Raw genomic sequence first — 17,116 nt, forward strand, 5'->3', positions numbered from 1 at the left:
TAATTATTGTGACAATTCTTCTTTTAATTTTCTTCTTAGAATTTTTCCAACACCTGTTTTTGGAAGTTCTTTTCTAAATTCAATAATGCGAGGTACTTTGTATGCAGAAAGATTAGCCCGACAATAGGAGATCAATTCCTCCTTCGTACAATTACTGCCATCTTTTAAAACAATAACTGCTTTCACGGTTTCCCCACGATATGGATCCGGAACACCTACAACAACTGCTTCTTGAATAGATGGATGTTCATATAATACTTCCTCCACATCGCGTGGATAAACATTATATCCACTAGCTATAATTAAATCTTTTTTGCGATCGACGATATAAAGATAGCCATCTTCATCCATATAAGCTATGTCTCCCGTATAAAGCCAACCATCTCGTAATGTTAGGTCTGTTTCATCAGGCATATTCCAGTATCCTTTCATCACTTGGGGACCTTTAATAATAATCTCTCCCACTTCACCAGCAGGAAGTTCCTTATTCCCAGTCGCTAAATCTACAATTTTATAATCTGTACTTGGAACACCAATTCCGACACTACCTGGTTTCCTAGTAGCAAATAACGGATTACAGTGTGTTGTTGGGGATGCCTCTGAAAGACCATACCCTTCCACTATTTTTGCCCCTGTTCTTTCTTCAAAAGATCGTAAAATCTCAACTGGCATAGGAGCACTACCGCTATTACAAATTTCCATACTATTTAAACCATATTCATTTACCTTAGGATGATTAATCAGAGCAATGTACATAGTAGGAACACCTGGAAATGATGTAGGCTGAATATTTTTAATCGTCTCAAGTACTTCTTCCAAATCGAATCTAGGTAATAGAATGTTTATGGCCCCTATATATATCGTTAAGTTCATACATGAGGTCATCCCATATACATGGAATAATGGAATAACGCTTAAATATCGTTCCTTCCCTATATTGATAGTATCCTTAAAAAACTCATAGGATTGCATAATATTTGCTAGAAGATTTCGGTGCGTCAACATGACTCCTTTTGACCGCCCTGTTGTACCACCAGTGTATTGCAATACTGCTACATCTTCTCGAGGATTAATATCCACTTCTACGGGCCGCTTATTTGCACTCTTTAAGAAAGACTGAAATCCTGTGGCCATATCATCTGTTGCATCCCGGCCTTCGATGTTCACTTTAATAACGTGTTTAACAAAAGTATTATCCATAACTTGATTTAGCACCGGTAGTAACGGTTCATAGATGACTATGGTTTCTGCTCCCGAATCATTTAATATATATTCTAATTCTTTACCAACAAGCATTGGGTTTAACTGTGTTACAATACCACCAGCTTGTAAAATACCGTAATAACTAATTACATACTGTGGACAGTTCGGTAGCATAATAGCTGCTCTATCACCTTTTTTGATACCTTTATCTTGTAAAGCTGCAGTAAATGCATCTACAAGATTATTAAGTTCCTTATAAGTCGTCTCCTTCCCATAAAAGTGGATTGCTGTGTTGTTTTGGAATTTGGAAACAGATTGCTTTAACATATCAGATAAGGACATATCAGGAATTGTTATTTCCTTAGAGATATGTTCTGGATAATGTTCTAACCATCTTTTCATTACGAATCCCCCTCAAGATTTAGTTTGAGACATCGTAACACCACGCTTCTTCTACCTTTTATTCATTTTCTTGGAGTACCCTCCATAAGATTTTTCCACTACTAGTTGTTGGGAAACTATCCCTGAACTCTATTATTCTTGGATACTTATAAGCAGCCATTTGGCCTTTTGACCATTCCATAATGTCCTGTTCCTTGACTTTACCTTTATAATGATCATTTAAAATGATAAATGCCTTAACGGTTTCCCCACGTTTTTTATCTGGTGCACGTACTACACACGCCTGTTGTACTGCTGGATGTTTGTATAAAATAGACTCAACTTCTGTAGGCCACACTTTAAAACCTGAGGCATTAATCATTCGCTTTAGACGATCAACAATAAAGAAATATCCTTCTTCATCCATACGAACAATGTCACCTGTTCTGAAGAATCGTTTGCCATCGATTTCTATATGTGCTTTTTCATTCTCTTCATCACGTTGATAGTATCCTATAAAAACTTGAGGACCATTTACAATTAGTTCTCCTTCTTGATTAACCCCAAGTTCTTTACCAGTAGTAGTATCTATAATTCTTGCATCTACATCGAATGAAGGTATTCCTAGACACTGCAATTTCGGTCGATCAGGTGGATTAAAATGGGTATGAGATATCGTCTCTGTTAAACCATACCCTTCGATAAATCGGAGTCCTGTTCTTTCATATAAATCCTCTCCTACCGCCTCTGGGAGAGGTGCTCCACCTCCTCCAATTACTTCTAATGATGATATGTTGTAGTTTTTTAAATTTTGGTTAGATAAAAAGTCGATTAACATCGTACTAATATTGATCCAATGGGTACATTTAAATTTCTCTATTGTTTTTGCAGCGTACTCACGATCCCATCTCGTCATAATCACAAGTGTACTTCCTGCATAAATTGGGGACAGTGTGCTGTGTATTAATCCCGTTACGTGGAAAAGTGGTAAGGTTGTTAATGTAATCGTATCCGCCGTTAAGTTCATCCAATGATAGGCCCCTACCGTATTTGCCTGAACCGTGCTATTTGTATGAACACACCCTTTCGGTAGTCCAGTTGTTCCTGAAGTATAAGGAATTATGGCAATATCTCCACTCTCTCCTTTATATGTAGAAGCCTGAAGTTCTTTATTTAATGCTTCCCTCCAAGGGATAGCTTCTATTTCACCATCGGCTGACTTAGCAACCCTTTGAATGAATGCGTCATCTTCTTTACTGTAATCGGAATAAGTAGCCACTATTATATTTCTTAATAAATTCTCTTTCTTTAAAGGAAGAGCTTTTTCATATAGTTCTTGACCCACAATTGCATGATTAATCCCACAGTCCTTCACATAGAATTCTAGGTCCTTTGTCAAACTCATTGGATTAATAGGAACGACAACCGCTCGTAACCGTAAAATAGCAAAGAAACTAATAATAAATTGAGGGGAGTTCTGCATGAACAGTAGAATATTATCTTTTTCTTTAATCCCCCATTCTTTTTCCATATATCCCGCTAGACTTTCCACTTCTTTAAAAAGCTCCTTGTAGGAATAAGAGGCTCCATAATAGTGAAAGGCTACTTTATCCGGATACTTTCTAGTAGACATTTCAAGATTTTCATATAGCGTTGTTTGGGGAACAGTTAAGTTCTTAGGTAACCTCAATGGCCAATGTTTATAATGATTGGTATTTCTCATCATCTTACTTTTTTATCCTCCTTCTTGAGCTCAGAAATCTATGGTATTAATATAATCTTTCCTTTTGTTTTCCTAGATTGTAGAATTTGATGAACATGTGCTACTTCTTCTAATGGATAAGTGCCACCAATCGTTGTTTTTATTTTCCCTTGCTCTACGAAACTAATTAATTCCTTCAAACTAGAAAGGTATAGATCTGGCTCTTTCATAATCTGTGAAAGAAAAAAACCAATAATGGATTGATTTCTTTTCATTAGTTTAGATGGGTAAAATTTAGGCATATTTCCACTCGCGACTCCATAAATAACAAGTCTTCCAAAAGGTGCTAGACAATTTACCGTCTTATGAAAGACATCTCCACCAACCATTTCTAGTGCAACATCGACACCTTTGCCCCCAGTAATTTCTCTTACCTTATTCTCCCAACCCTCTTCCGTGTAGTTAACTAAATCATCCGCTCCCATTTCCTTCGCTAATTCCAATTTCTCAGGCGTACTAGCTGTAGCAATGATTCTTCCTGCACCGAAGATTTTTGCAAGTTGAACCGCTAACACTCCGACACCACCTGCTGCTGCATGAATAAGGACGGTCTCCCCCTCTTTAAGCCTTCCCATTGTCTTCAATATATGGTAAGCGCTTAAACCTTGTACCGGTATAGCTACAGCATGTTCAAAGGCTACTCCATCTGGAATAGGGATAAGCTGATTCGCCTTCACTATCGCATAATCTGCATAGCCACCAGATTCGATTAATGCCATCACCCTGTCACCTTTTTTTACCCCTTTTACCTTTTCTCCCATGCCAACAATTTCACCAGCAATCTCCAAACCTGGAATAAACGGCAATGGTGTTGGTACTACATATGCACCTTCACGTCTAGCTGTATCAGCATAATTTACTCCAATTGCCTTTATTTTTATTAGCACCTCTGTTTCTCCGATGTTGGGCAAATCTAATTCAATTAATTTCAAGACTTCAGGACCACCGTATTCCTTAAATTGGACCACTTTCATATCTTATTCTCTCCTCCACTTGCTCATGTTTCATTTCTTTAGTTAGGTACTTTGGATAAACTTATTTAGTCTTCATCCTCTTATAGAGGTTGTTCAAAAAGTCCGGTGATCCTTCTTTTTGAACACGCACTTATATACCTCTACTATAGTTCAATGCATAATGAATTAAACTTTCAACTAACCGATTCAAGTTAGCAAATCGCTGATCCTGAGTTTGGCCTTTCTTAAACCGGTAATAGATTTGTTGACCAATTACCGCAAGCTTAAAATATGCAAAAGTTAGATAGAAATGGATATTGGATAAATCCCTACCACTTTTCTTCGCATATTCTTGCATAAATTCCTCTCTAGTATAAAATCCATTTCTAGTCGTAACTGGCTCTTTATTGAATCCACTTTTTAATTCTTCTGGATCACCAGCCTCTATCCAGTAGCCTAAAGCTGCTCCTAAATCAGCAAGTGGGTCCCCTACCGTTGTCATCTCCCAATCAAAAAGGCCAACCATTTCACTACAGTCTTCAGAAAACATGGCATTATTTAACTTATAATCGTAATGAATGATGGCTGAGTCCTCTCGAGTTGAAACATTTTTTTCTAGCCATTTTGTTAACTTCTCAACCCCTGAGATGTCATCTGTCTTTGAAAGATCATAACGCTTTATCCATCCTGCTACTTGTCGTTCCATAAATCCCTCTGGCTTAGATATATTCAATAGATCAGTTTTCGTATAATCAACTTGGTGTAGTTCCACTAATTTATCAACCATGATTTGTGAAAGCTTACGACCTATTTCGGGTGTGTAAGAGATAGAATCAGGAAATTCTGTATCAATTACTATCCCTTTTCTTCGTTCCATAACAAAAAAACTACTACCAACAATCGACTTATCATCCGAATAAATATACGGCTTTGGCGCAGTAAAAAATAATGGGTTAAGGTTACTTAAAATTCGATACTCCCTTTCCATATCGTGAGCCTTTGGAGCAACAGGGCCATAGGGAGGGCGCCGTAATACCGCCTCCCATGTCCCTATCTTTAACAAATAGGTTAAATTAGAATGCCCTGCTCCGAATTGTTCAATTTCCAGATTACCACTTGGAATGTTAGGGAGATTCTCTTTAATAAAATTAGATACAATTGCTTCATTTAACTCTTCACCTTGTCTTACATTGATTGTGTCATTATAAGAAAACTTCATACCATTTCCCTCCCGTGGCAAACATTTAAATACTATCCGACCAGTATGTTATGATTATTCAAAAAATTTATCCCGAATTATTATCTATATATAGATAATAATCTAGTTTTCTATGCCCTTTAAAATAACATTTGCATAAATTTTTGCTAATTCACTAGGTGACACATCACCCTCTGGGTTATACCAGTTATAACTCCAGTTCACTATACCTAATACCCCGTACGCTAGCATGTCTGGACGATCTGCTTTTCTGAATTCACCTTGTTCTATTCCAGCTTTAATTACCGCTTCTACGTTTAAATAAAACTGTTTTCTAATTTCCTTTATTTTCTCTATATTCCCTTCACTTAAATGCCTCAACTCTCTAAAGAAAACCCTAGCACTTGGTCCTTTTACTGTCACATCCATAATTAATAAAGTAATAATTTCTGTAATTTTTTCTCTTTGGGATAGATGAGAGTTATCAACGATATGTTTCTGTCTTTCCAACAGACTTGTAATATAATCATAGTGAATATCCATTAACAATTGTTCTTTACTTGAATAATAGTAGTAGAAAGTCCCTTTTGTAACACCGATTGCATCTACAATATCTTGAATAGACGTTGCACTAAAACCTTTCTTTTCAAATAGTTTGATACTTACTTCTGTAATTTTATCTTTCATAACAACCGTTCCTCACCGCATAAGATTTTTGTACATTAATGTCTAGCTCCAAGCGCTAAAGCCGTAGCTTCCTTCACCTTCGTGCTAAATGGCGCTTGCGCTTTCTTATTATAATGTACCACAACGTCTATAGAAGTTCACTAAGCATAGGCACTAGAACCACCGTCAACTCTTAGAATATCCCCTGTTACAAAATCTGATGCTGTTGATGCCAGAAAAAGGGCTGCACCTTTCATATCTTCATCACTACCGAATCTATTTAATGGTGTTCCAGCTAGAATTTTATCTCCACCCTTTTCTAATAAACCTTTTGACATTTTCGTAGGAAAGAAACCTGGAGCAATCGCATTTACATTAATATTGTGTGGACCCCATTTAACGGCTAAATCCTTTGTAAAAGTCATTACAGCACCTTTACTAGTATTATATCCAATGGTATCCATCACGTTTGGATCAGTCCCGCCAAACCCCGCAACCGAAGCAATATTAATGATTTTTCCTTTCCCTTTTTTCATCATAACTTTCCCGACTTCTAAACTCATTAAATACGTTCCAGTTATATTAACATTGATCACTTTTTCCCAAGCTTCAAAAGGCATTTCGGTTATTGGTGCACCCCAGGTTGCCCCACTATTATTCACTAAAATATCTACTGTTCCGAAATATTTCACTGTCTCGTGAACTACTTTTTTTACATCCTCCAGTTTGGAAACATCGCAACCGTAGGCTAATACTTCCGTTCCAAATTTTCTTTTTAGTTCTTCAGCCTTTTCTTTACAAGCATCTACTTTTCTAGAACATAAAACAAGGTTTGCTCCCGCATCCGCATAGGCTTCAGCAATTTGAGCCCCAAGTCCACGTCCCCCTCCTGTAATAATGGCAGTTTTTCCTTTTAAATTAAATAAATCCATAACACCCATTTTATTCCCTCCCGCTATCATTACTGGTAGTTTTTCATTTCTAATCTCGCAATTTGGCGACGGTGAGCCTCATCCGGTCCATCCGCAATCCGAAGTGTTCTTGCATTAGCCCAATGATACGCTAATGTAAAGTCGTCACTCACGCCTGCAGCACCAAATACTTGGATAGCACGATCAAGAACCTTTAATGCCATATTTGGGGCAACTACCTTAATCATGGCAATTTCCTTTTTCGCCACTTTATTCCCAACGGTATCCATCATATATGCTGCTTTAAGTGTCAATAAACGAGCTTGTTCTATTTCAATACGGGAATCTGCAATCCACTCCTGGATGACTTCATGTTCAGACAATTTTTTACCAAAAGCCTCCCGAACCTGTATACGCTTACAAATATCTTCAAGAGCTCTCTCCGCAAGTCCTATTAAACGCATGCAATGATGAATTCTCCCAGGTCCCAACCTTCCCTGTGCAATAGCAAATCCTTTTCCTTCATCCCACAGCATATTTTCTACAGGCACTCTAACATTATCATATTCTATTTCAGCATGACCATGCGGCGCATCATCATAACCGAATACTGGTAGCATTCGTTTTATTTTTACTCCAGGGGCGTCTAATGGAACAAGAATCATGGACTGTTGTTCATGCCTTGGGGCTGATGTATCTGTTTTTCCCATTACGATAGCAATCTTACATCTTGGATCTCCTGCACCAGAGGACCACCATTTTGTCCCATTTATAACATATTCATCACCATCTCTTACAATGCTTGTGGAAATATTCGTTGCATCACTCGACGCTACATCCGGCTCCGTCATAGAGAAACATGATCTTATTTCACCCGCTAACAAGGGCTCAAGCCATTCCTTCTTTTGCTTTTCTGAACCATAGCGCGCTAAGACTTCCATATTTCCTGTGTCTGGCGCACTACAGTTAAAAGCTTCAGGGCCAATCACCGATCTTCCCATTATTTCACATACGGGAGCATATTCTAGATTTGTTAACCCCGCCCCATATTCGCTTTCAGGTAAAAATAAGTTCCATAACCCCGCTTTTTTTGCCTTTTTCTTTAATTCCTCCATAATTGGAGGTATATCAGACCATCTAGTTTTTTGTTGATTTAATTGGTCTTGATAAACCTTCTCATTTGGATAAACATGCTCTTCCATAAACGTATTAACCTTTTTCTTTAAATCTAAAACCTTCTCAGAATATGAAAAATCCATTTTATCTCCCCTAACTCTATAATTTCACATACCTACCGTATAGTATGTTCCTAATATTTATAATATTATAGTAAAATTTAAAAATTGTAAACCCCTCTCTTCATACCGACAGTTATTTATCATCTAATATATTTATTTATCCTAAATACACTTTTGTCTGTACATATACTTGTACCAACACATAAATCACAACCGCATACTTCCAATTAAACCGAATCCCATTCTTCAACGCACTCAACCCATTTTCACTACTCAACACAATAACTGGCATAATTAACGGGGACAATAATATCGAAATGGTACTCCCCGATGTGATAGCTAATACGACCAATTCTCTCGCATATGGTAAATGAATAGACTCCAATATTCCCGCTACTAATACCATTACTGTCAGTGGGCCAAGTCCAAAGAAACCGAGAATGATAATGATAAACGGTAAGAAATATAACATATTTAAAAACGGGATTAATTCTTGAAGGGAATAAATTCCGTCAACAACCATTTGCGCAAAAGAAGTTTGGTTAAGTGCATAAATTAAAATGCCTGCTCCTAACATCATGCAAACTTGATAAGCCTGATATTCTATATTTTTCGATACATAGGAATATATTTCTTGCGTTAGTTGTTTTGGTCTTCTTTTAACTATGTAATAACTAACAACCCAAACGACTACTACTAATGGAATCAGAACCAATAATTCAATATGAATATACGCTTGTAGAATAAGAATGGATCCGAATAATGTAAGAAATAGTACTAAAAATTCTATTGTGTACCGCTTCACATATCTTTGATTTGCATGATGTAAAACATCATCAATCTCCATTTGTAATCCAGCCGTTAAATCAACTCCATAACGTTTTTCTTCAAAATAAGAAAAAATAAGTGCAATAACAACACCTACAATAGAGATTCCTAACCCTTGTAATATCGATATACCAAGAGAAGCATCCATCACTTCTACAACATAGGCAAAACTCGGTATACTTATTACCCACATAACAGATAAAGAAAATCCCCTAAGAAGGGCAGTTCCCTTATAATTCTCCCAAGGCTCTCCGTGTTCATTTTTTAAAATCCCATTAACGAATTGGTACATCATCGTTATTGAACCAAACAATAAAAAATAAGCAATAATCTGCGTAAACGAAATAATTCCCAAATAAAATTTCCTACTTGTATCAACAAAGTTATGTGCATAGCTCATGATAGATTCTATATAATCCTCACTACGTAACACCCAGCTTATCATTGGAACGATAACTAATAACCCTATCATATTGCGCATTTGAATTAAGCCGTTAAGCAAACCATCTACAACGAATTCCCCAGAAAAGACAAGGATGATTAGGCCTACGACGAGTAACCCAAATGGCATTTTTATATGCTTAATATGAAGTTTAAGTATGGTGAACGTGAAAATCCCAAAGCCAAAAATGGATAAGATTAAGGTAAAAAAACGACTGTCAAAAAAATAGGTTATAAAGTGTAAAATGGTAAACAACACAATGGTAATTCTTATTCCTAAGCTAAAAAATGACTGCATGTTTATGTCTCCCAACAGCTATGTACTCTTATATCCCTTTTCATCACTATAGCACAGTAGCTGTTGGATTATTGTCGAACTTTAGCAAAAAAAAAAGCATTCGCCACAGAATAGGTGAATGCCTTTTGGAAGGTATAAATTAAAAAAGTATTCCATAATAAGGGATAATTTTTTGGTAAATCATATTAAATTCATAAATTATAGAAGTAAAAACTAATGTAGTTGATTTTGAGAATTTCAATTGTGGTATTAAAGGAATTTCATTACAATGAAGATTGCTGAATAAGAATAATTCTTACTTCGACTCCGGGAACTTAAATCACCGCATGCTCTTCCTCTTTCATGTCCGTAATAAACATATACCCCGGAGCATGGGTGATCACTAATTCTGGTCTACTTGCCATGACTACTGCTTGAGGGGTAACACCACACCCCCAGAATACTGGAATTTCTCCTTCATGTATGGTTACAGGATCACCAAAATCAGGATCATTAATATCTTCAATTCCAATCATGGAAGGATCGCCAATATGAATCGGGGCCCCATGAACAGATGGAAATCTAGACGTAATTTTCGTAGCACGAATTGCATTATTAGGTTTCATTGGACGCATACTTACTACCATTGGCCCTTGGAAAACTCCCGCAGGTTCACAAAGAATATTTGTCTTATACATCGATACATTTTTACCTTCCTCAATGTATCGAATTGGAATTCCATTATCTATTAAAGGCTTTTCAAATGTGAAACTACAACCGATTAAGAAGGAAACAAAATCATCTTGCCAATAAGGGGTGATGTCTGTAACTTCTTCGACCAATTCCCCATGTTTATAAATACGATACTTTGATATATCTGTCCGCAAATCACCAGTTGGTGCCGTCTTTTTCGGTACAGGGGAACCGACATCTGTTACTTCGATTAATGGACATGATTTAGGATTACGCATACTAAACAATAAAAAATCATACGCATATTTCTTTGGCAAAATCACTAGGTTTACTTGTGTATACCCTGGTGCTAACCCAGTTGTCGGCTTTTGCCATTCCCCAGTTCTGATTTGTTGACGTATCTCTTCTGTAGTTTTACTCACGATGCATAACCTCCTTTAATTTCATCAAATTCATTATTAAAAAACCCCTGCTCCAACTGCCAATTGATGTAATATTTTTTCCTGTTTAATACGTAAAGTTTGTGCTTCATGTACACTTATTGCCTCAAATTGCAATTTTCTACCTGGTAAATTCTGAGCAACCCTTGCAATATCAACTGATATGACAGTGGCAATCCTTGTATAACCACCTGTTGTTTGACGGTCTGCCAAAAGTATAATGGGTTGACCATTTGCTGGAACTTGTACCGTACCGGGAAAAATACTGTCTGAGATAATATCCGCTCCTGTTACATGTTGAAGTTTTGGACCATTTAAACGCATACCCATTCTATCCGTCTGTTTTGTAATTTCATATGTCCCAGTCAAAAATGTTTCGATACTTTCTTGTAAAAAGGCATCCCGATCAGGTCCTAATATTACTCTTATTTTTTGATCCGATTGATAATTAGGAATTAGATTATCGGGCAATCTTCTCACTCTGTTCTTCCCTGTTACTTTTCCAGAAGGTAACAAATCATCTTTTTGTAAAAATCTACCCTCGATTCCTCCGATCCCAGCTTTTACATAGGTAGAGCGACTTCCCATGACAACCGGTACGTCTATCCCACCTGCAACAGCAATGTATGTATAGACGCCCTTCTTGGGCTGACCAAACGAAAGCGATTGTCCTTTATGAACGAAAATGGAAGTCCACATTGGGATATCTTTCCCATCCAGTTGAGGAGATAAATCGGCACCACAAATAGCGATGACAGTATCTTTCAAAAATTGTAATTTAGGTCCCATGATTACCGCCTCGATTCCAGCAGCGTTTCGTTCATTCCCAACAAGTAAATTCCCTACTTGGAGGGCATAAGGATCCATTGCACCAGATACTACCATTCCATATTGTTGATATCCTGTTCTTCCAAGGTCCTGAACTGACGTAGTTAGTCCAGATTTTTCTACCTTTATAACTGCATTTTCCAAGTTACATCCCTACTCTTTTTAAAATAATTCCATTATTCGTTAATTCTGTATTTAATTTCTTCACAAATTCTAATGATTTTTCACTATCCCCGTGTATACAAATGGTATCTGCTTGAATCCGTATATCTGAACCGTCGACCGCTTCTACTCTTCCTTCTTTAACCATACGTATAACCCGTCCGACAGCTTCATCTGGGTCAGTTACCATGGCATTTGCATGACTCCTAGATGTCAAGCTTCCATCTGGTTGGTATGTACGATCAGCAAAAACTTCTTCCGCTACTTGCAAGCCAACTTTCTTCCCCATATGTATTAATTCACTACCTGCTAAACCATATAAAATGAGTTCTGGATCTACATCATGAACAGCTTGAGCTATCGTTTCTGCCATCTCCTGATCTCTACTTGCCATATTATATAATGCCCCATGAGGTTTTACATGATTTAGCTTTGAGTTGTTTATTCTTGCAAAAGCTTGAACCGCTCCAATTTGATAAACGATTAAATTATAAAGCTCGTCCGCATCTAGCTTTATTTCTCTTCTACCAAATCCGTGCAAATCCATAAAGCCTGGATGTGCTCCCACTCCAACGTCATTTTCGACTGCTTTTTGGAGGCTCTTTTGAATCACATTATGATCTCCTGCATGATAACCACAAGCAATATTTGCTGACGTAATGTATTTCATGACCTCATCATCACGACCAATTTTAAATGGACCGTAACTTTCTCCTAAGTCACAATTTAAATCAACGTAATTCCCCAAAACGTTCACTCCCCTTCATAAAATGCTATTTCTACTTCATAGCTATTTTCTTCTACTTGTTTTTCTATCTCTTTATATTCGGATTCTGTTACCTGAACGAAACGAATATAGTTCCCAGCTTTTAATAAAATAGGTTTATTTCTCATGGGATCATATAGTTTCACTGGTGTTTTACCAATGATTTGCCATCCACCCGGGGTTTCCATAGGATACACACCTGTTTGCGAGCCAGCAATTCCAACGGAACCTGCTGGTATTTTTAATCGTGGTTCTTTCAGTCTAGGTGTAGCAATTTTTTCAGACATCCCACCTAAATAAGGAAAACCAGGTGTGAAACCCATCATATAGATTAAATAATCCGAGCTTGTATGAATGCGAATAACCTCATCTATACTTAATTGGTTGTGATTCGCAACCCGTTCTAAGTCAGGTCCTGTCTCACCACCGTAATAAACAGGTAATTTAATAACATTTGCTGGTGGCAATGTTATTTTTTCTAACTTTTCTCGCATGCCTTCTATTTGTTGCTTTATTTCTTCAAATGTAATTATATATGGCTCATAATATATGGAAACCGCCGTATAAGTAGGAATCCATTCGATAACGCCTCGTATCTTTTCTCTTTCTATAAACCACGAAAGGCTGCGGATTTTAGCATTTGTTTCTTTTGAGATAGAATTTCCTAATTGCACTCTTATCCCACAATCTCCTAACGGTTCAATTTGAAACATCTTATCCCCACCATTACTAGTTTTTCTTTCCATTAAAATAGTTGCGGTATCATTTGAATCAATGTTCTCACACCTAAATACGCCGTTAATATAACGACAATTGCACCAAACACCGTTAACCATAAAGGATGTTTATAATCACCAACTATTTTCTTATTATGTGCTGCAAAAAGCATTGGTCCTAATGTTAAAGGTAAAATCAGTCCATTTACTGCTCCAGCTAAAACGAGCAATGTTGCCGCCTCGCCGATAAATACAAAAACAATGGTAGAAAACAAAATAAATCCAATAATCCAATACTGATAATACTGTTCAATCTTCGGATGAAACGTTCGTAAAAAAGATACCGAAGTATACGCAGCACCGATAACGGAAGAAATTCCGGCAATCCATAACACTAGACCAAATATTCGATACCCAATGTCGCCTGCTGCATATTGGAATACAGTTGCTGCTGGATTGGATGGATCCAGATGAACACCGGCATAAACAACACCTAATACTGCTAAAAATAATAAAATACGAACAAGGGAGGCAACTATAATTCCCGTTATAGAAGTTTTTGTAACCTCTGGTATACTCTCTTTCCCTTTAATTCCTGCATCTAATAAGCGATGCCCGCCAGAAAAGGTAATATAACCACCGACCGTTCCACCTACAATTGTAATAATCGCATAAAAATCTAATTCCAAAGGAACAAACGTTCGATACACCGCATCGCCAACGGGTGGTTGACTGACAAACATCACATAAGCAATTAAAACAAGAAGTACAGCACCTAGAATATTCACGATTCGATCCATTGCTGCTCCCGCCTCTTTAGACAGGAAAATAAAAATACAAATAGCGGCTGAAATGATTGCACCAACTTTCGGATTAATTCCGAGTAAAGCATTAAGCCCAAGTCCGGTACCACCAATATTTCCAATATTAAAGGCAAGCCCACCAATCACAATAAAGAGGGCAACAACTATTCCTAATCCGGGAATCACTGCACTGGCAATCTCCTGGCCTCTTTTACCAGATACTGCAATAATTCTCCATACATTCAACTGTGCTCCAATATCTAAAATAATGGATACAAGGATTACAAATCCAAAACTAGCTAAAAGCGTTTCGGTGAAAACTGCTGTTTGGGTTAAAAAGCCAGGTCCAACAGCTGAAGTTGCCATAAGAAAAGCAGCACCAATCAAAGCACGGCTTCTATTTTTTTTCTCCTTTTCTGACAGCAATGGTTTTCCACTATTCTTCTTATCCGACATGTAATTCTTTCCTCCTAGGTGTTTCTTCGTAATATTTAGGATTTCCCTTCTTTCTCGTACTATTCTTTAGGTTGTTTCCCCAAATGTTTGTCATGAAATTATAAAACTAAGGCATAGCCACCCTTTATGGCCAATGCCTTAGTTGCACTTATACTAGATTACAATGTTTATCCATTCTTATCTGCCGAAAAAAACGATAAAGAAGGATTCCATCGGTAGGGGTTTTCCTTTATCCCCTGCTGATGGTTAGTCGCACTTATCGGGCCTTTACGAGCAGTTGATCTCCCACCTACTTTTATGTTTCCCCAGAAGCTTAAGGTGGGAATCTTACTGCCGTTAAGGTAGGATAAATACAGTTAGAATGTTTACAGTATACGTAAAATTATAAGGGATTTTTAATTTTTTTGTCTAGTATAAACACCAAGGCTACTGCAAACTCCCCCAAATTACGATAAATTAGAAGAAGTAGTTTTTAGTTTATATTTTAAAAAAAGAAGCACCCAAGCATTTCCAGCCCCAGTGCCTCTTTACCTTCTATTTTAGTTCCAATAACTTTTGTTTTAATTCATTCTCCATATTTTGTAGTTCTATTTCGGCTTGTTTACGTTTTTGGCGTCCCTCCGATTGAATTTGCAATGTTTCTTCTATCGTTGAAACAAGATCTTCTTGGGTTTTCTTCAATGTTTCAATATCGATCAATCCCCGTTCATTTTCCCTTGCAGATTCAATCGTGTTTGTTTTTAACATTTCCGCATTTTTCGCGAGTAGATCGTTCGTAGTCTGCGTCACTTGTTTCTGTGCTTCCACAGCATTACGTTGCCGTAGTAATGTTAGGGCAATTGCGATTTGATTTTTCCATAATGGAATAGCAGTCAGAACGGATGATTGAATTTTTTCTACTAATGCCTGATTCGTGTTTTGAATGAGACGAATTTGTGGAGCGCTTTGCATTGTAATTTGTCTGCTTAATTTCAAATCATGAATACGTTTATCGAGTCTGTCCATAAATTGAATCGTATCATTTACTTCTTGTACATCCATTTGATTTTGACTACGTTCTGCTTTTCGTTTTAATTCAGGTATTACTGTCTTTTCAAGTTCCTGGATTTTCACTTCTCCAGCCGCTATATAAATATTAAGCGCATCATAGAAATCTCGATTTTTATCAAACAATTGTTGTAAAAGTTGATTATCCTTCATAAGCGCATTTTTACTTCGATCTAGTCTCACACTAATCCGATCAATTTGCGCTCCTGTTTTTTGGTATTTTGAAAGGATTTCATTCACCGTACCGGAGATCTTACCAAACATTCTTGATAAGAAACCACTTTTTTCCGTCTTTAATTCATCTGGATTTACGGATTGTAATTTTTTCATTAAATCATTTAAAATACCACCAATCTCCTGTACATCATTATTATCCACTTGTTCTAACATCGAATGAGAAAAATCATGTAGCTTTGCTTGAGCACTCGTTCCATACGTAATAACAGAGTCAGGTGATTTATGATCAATTTGTTTCGCAATTTCATAAGCCTTTTGCTTGTCCGATTCCTGTAATCCGTCAATCATCTTCTTCGGCACATTTTCGTTCGATTTTATCTCCGTTATATCCATTGCTGATTCGTCCTGAGTTCCAAATGGATTGGCAAGTAAATCCTCTATTTCATCCGAGCGTTTTGAATCGTTCATTTAATAAATCCCCCTGTTCGTTTTCTTCATGCGATTAATGGAATTCTTAGCTACATCCAATTCGAAATGTAAGGTATCTACATCGTCATTTAGCATAATATATAAATCCTTCTTCACGGATTCGTTTAAACTGTTTAATGTCGAGTCTGTCTCATGTAAGGATACTATCATTTCCTTTGATTTAGCTGGTTGTGAGGAGAGGAAAGAATATTTTTCCGCAAGCTCTACTACTGAATCCAAACGTTCATAAAAGAATCCTTCTGCTTTATAAAACCGCTTCGGCTCTTTTTTGGTGTTGGAATATATTTTTCTAACGGTACGAATCATTTCAATGTTTCGTTTCGCATGTTGAATACTACGAACATTTACTAAAGCGCGTTGCAAGCGTAATATTTTTTCTTTCGCTTCTTTTAAGTTTTTTTCAATGTATTTATATTCCTTATGAGTTAGTCCATTTTTCTTTACAAAACGTCTATTAGAAACTCTTCCTACAGTTAGAAACGTTAACCCTCCACTAATTAAAGCATATACACTGGAAAGAAGAAATGTTTGCTCCAAAGCTAAAAAACTTAGAAGCCATATCGCAATCATCATAGTAAATGATGAAATCGATTGTATCATAAATAGAACAAATGTCCTCAAATGGTTCATCTCCTATTTTTAAACTTGGTTATCTTTTATTTACCCTTCTAATACGTATTC

15 protein-coding genes are annotated in these 17,116 nt (G+C 36.9%); all 15 read right to left on the bottom strand.

The window, feature by feature from the left end:
* Positions 1–3: 3 nt before the first annotated feature.
* The 15 genes from MHI02_RS15420 to MHI02_RS15490 all read right to left on the bottom strand — a co-directional run bounded on the left by MHI02_RS15420 (position 4) and on the right by MHI02_RS15490 (position 17,056).
* Positions 4–1,605 carry a long-chain-fatty-acid--CoA ligase gene (locus MHI02_RS15420; protein ID WP_341166032.1) on the bottom strand — a complete coding sequence of 534 codons (1,602 nt, stop codon included), beginning with the start codon at positions 1,603–1,605 and terminating at the stop codon, positions 4–6.
* A gap of 58 nt (positions 1,606–1,663) precedes the next feature.
* On the bottom strand, positions 1,664–3,307 hold the full coding sequence (locus tag MHI02_RS15425; protein WP_047184926.1) for a long-chain-fatty-acid--CoA ligase: 1,644 nt from the start codon (positions 3,305–3,307) through the stop codon (positions 1,664–1,666).
* A 38-nt stretch (positions 3,308–3,345) separates the two neighbouring features.
* Positions 3,346–4,320, bottom strand: a complete 975-nt coding sequence (locus MHI02_RS15430; RefSeq protein ID WP_047184883.1) for a quinone oxidoreductase family protein — start codon at positions 4,318–4,320, stop codon at positions 3,346–3,348.
* Positions 4,321–4,450: 130 nt separating this feature from the next.
* Complete coding sequence (locus MHI02_RS15435; protein WP_047184884.1) at positions 4,451–5,518, bottom strand: phosphotransferase family protein; 1,068 nt, start codon at positions 5,516–5,518, stop codon at positions 4,451–4,453.
* A 102-nt stretch (positions 5,519–5,620) separates the two neighbouring features.
* On the bottom strand, positions 5,621–6,184 hold the full coding sequence (locus MHI02_RS15440; RefSeq protein WP_341166033.1) for a TetR/AcrR family transcriptional regulator: 564 nt from the start codon (positions 6,182–6,184) through the stop codon (positions 5,621–5,623).
* A 140-nt stretch (positions 6,185–6,324) separates the two neighbouring features.
* Positions 6,325–7,104: an SDR family oxidoreductase gene (locus tag MHI02_RS15445; protein ID WP_341166034.1), complete on the bottom strand. Its 780-nt coding sequence runs from the start codon at positions 7,102–7,104 to the stop codon at positions 6,325–6,327.
* A 20-nt stretch (positions 7,105–7,124) separates the two neighbouring features.
* Positions 7,125–8,333, bottom strand: a complete 1,209-nt coding sequence (locus MHI02_RS15450) for an acyl-CoA dehydrogenase (protein ID WP_341166035.1) — start codon at positions 8,331–8,333, stop codon at positions 7,125–7,127.
* A gap of 136 nt (positions 8,334–8,469) precedes the next feature.
* Entirely contained in the window at positions 8,470–9,879 is a 1,410-nt protein-coding gene (locus MHI02_RS15455; RefSeq protein ID WP_328149864.1) for a hypothetical protein, read from the bottom strand.
* 314 nt (positions 9,880–10,193) lie between these two features.
* Entirely contained in the window at positions 10,194–10,976 is a 783-nt protein-coding gene (locus tag MHI02_RS15460; RefSeq protein ID WP_341166118.1) for a putative hydro-lyase, read from the bottom strand.
* Between the two features lie 33 nt (positions 10,977–11,009).
* The gene (locus MHI02_RS15465; RefSeq protein WP_145523502.1) at positions 11,010–11,963 is read right to left on the bottom strand and encodes a 5-oxoprolinase subunit C family protein; all 954 of its coding nucleotides are present in this window, start codon (positions 11,961–11,963) and stop codon (positions 11,010–11,012) included.
* Position 11,964: 1 nt separating this feature from the next.
* Complete coding sequence (locus MHI02_RS15470) at positions 11,965–12,729, bottom strand: LamB/YcsF family protein (protein ID WP_047184093.1); 765 nt, start codon at positions 12,727–12,729, stop codon at positions 11,965–11,967.
* Positions 12,730–12,734: 5 nt separating this feature from the next.
* Complete coding sequence (gene pxpB / locus MHI02_RS15475) at positions 12,735–13,460, bottom strand: 5-oxoprolinase subunit PxpB (protein WP_341166036.1); 726 nt, start codon at positions 13,458–13,460, stop codon at positions 12,735–12,737.
* Between the two features lie 32 nt (positions 13,461–13,492).
* Positions 13,493–14,722, bottom strand: a complete 1,230-nt coding sequence (locus tag MHI02_RS15480) for an NRAMP family divalent metal transporter (protein WP_060667724.1) — start codon at positions 14,720–14,722, stop codon at positions 13,493–13,495.
* A 534-nt stretch (positions 14,723–15,256) separates the two neighbouring features.
* Complete coding sequence (locus MHI02_RS15485) at positions 15,257–16,414, bottom strand: toxic anion resistance protein (protein WP_341166037.1); 1,158 nt, start codon at positions 16,412–16,414, stop codon at positions 15,257–15,259.
* Positions 16,415–17,056: a 5-bromo-4-chloroindolyl phosphate hydrolysis family protein gene (locus MHI02_RS15490; protein ID WP_341166038.1), complete on the bottom strand. Its 642-nt coding sequence runs from the start codon at positions 17,054–17,056 to the stop codon at positions 16,415–16,417.
* Positions 17,057–17,116 lie beyond the last annotated feature (60 nt).

This window comes from Oceanobacillus sp. FSL K6-0118 (genome assembly GCF_038006665.1).
Taxonomy (GTDB): Bacteria; Bacillota; Bacilli; order Bacillales; family Amphibacillaceae; genus Oceanobacillus; species Oceanobacillus caeni.

Bases quoted from the DNA above. Each gene is read 5' to 3' on its own strand.
- MHI02_RS15420 (WP_341166032.1), bottom strand. From the start codon at position 1,605: ATGAAAAGATGGTTAGAACATTATCCAGAACATATCTCTAAGGAAATA.
- MHI02_RS15425 (WP_047184926.1), bottom strand. From the start codon at position 3,307: ATGAGAAATACCAATCATTATAAACATTGGCCATTGAGGTTACCTAAG.
- MHI02_RS15430 (WP_047184883.1), bottom strand. From the start codon at position 4,320: ATGAAAGTGGTCCAATTTAAGGAATACGGTGGTCCTGAAGTCTTGAAA.
- MHI02_RS15435 (WP_047184884.1), bottom strand. From the start codon at position 5,518: ATGAAGTTTTCTTATAATGACACAATCAATGTAAGACAAGGTGAAGAG.
- MHI02_RS15440 (WP_341166033.1), bottom strand. From the start codon at position 6,184: ATGAAAGATAAAATTACAGAAGTAAGTATCAAACTATTTGAAAAGAAA.
- MHI02_RS15445 (WP_341166034.1), bottom strand. From the start codon at position 7,104: ATGGGTGTTATGGATTTATTTAATTTAAAAGGAAAAACTGCCATTATT.
- MHI02_RS15450 (WP_341166035.1), bottom strand. From the start codon at position 8,333: ATGGATTTTTCATATTCTGAGAAGGTTTTAGATTTAAAGAAAAAGGTT.
- MHI02_RS15455 (WP_328149864.1), bottom strand. From the start codon at position 9,879: ATGCAGTCATTTTTTAGCTTAGGAATAAGAATTACCATTGTGTTGTTT.
- pxpB (WP_341166036.1), bottom strand. From the start codon at position 13,460: ATGTTTCAAATTGAACCGTTAGGAGATTGTGGGATAAGAGTGCAATTA.
- MHI02_RS15480 (WP_060667724.1), bottom strand. From the start codon at position 14,722: ATGTCGGATAAGAAGAATAGTGGAAAACCATTGCTGTCAGAAAAGGAG.
- MHI02_RS15485 (WP_341166037.1), bottom strand. From the start codon at position 16,414: ATGAACGATTCAAAACGCTCGGATGAAATAGAGGATTTACTTGCCAAT.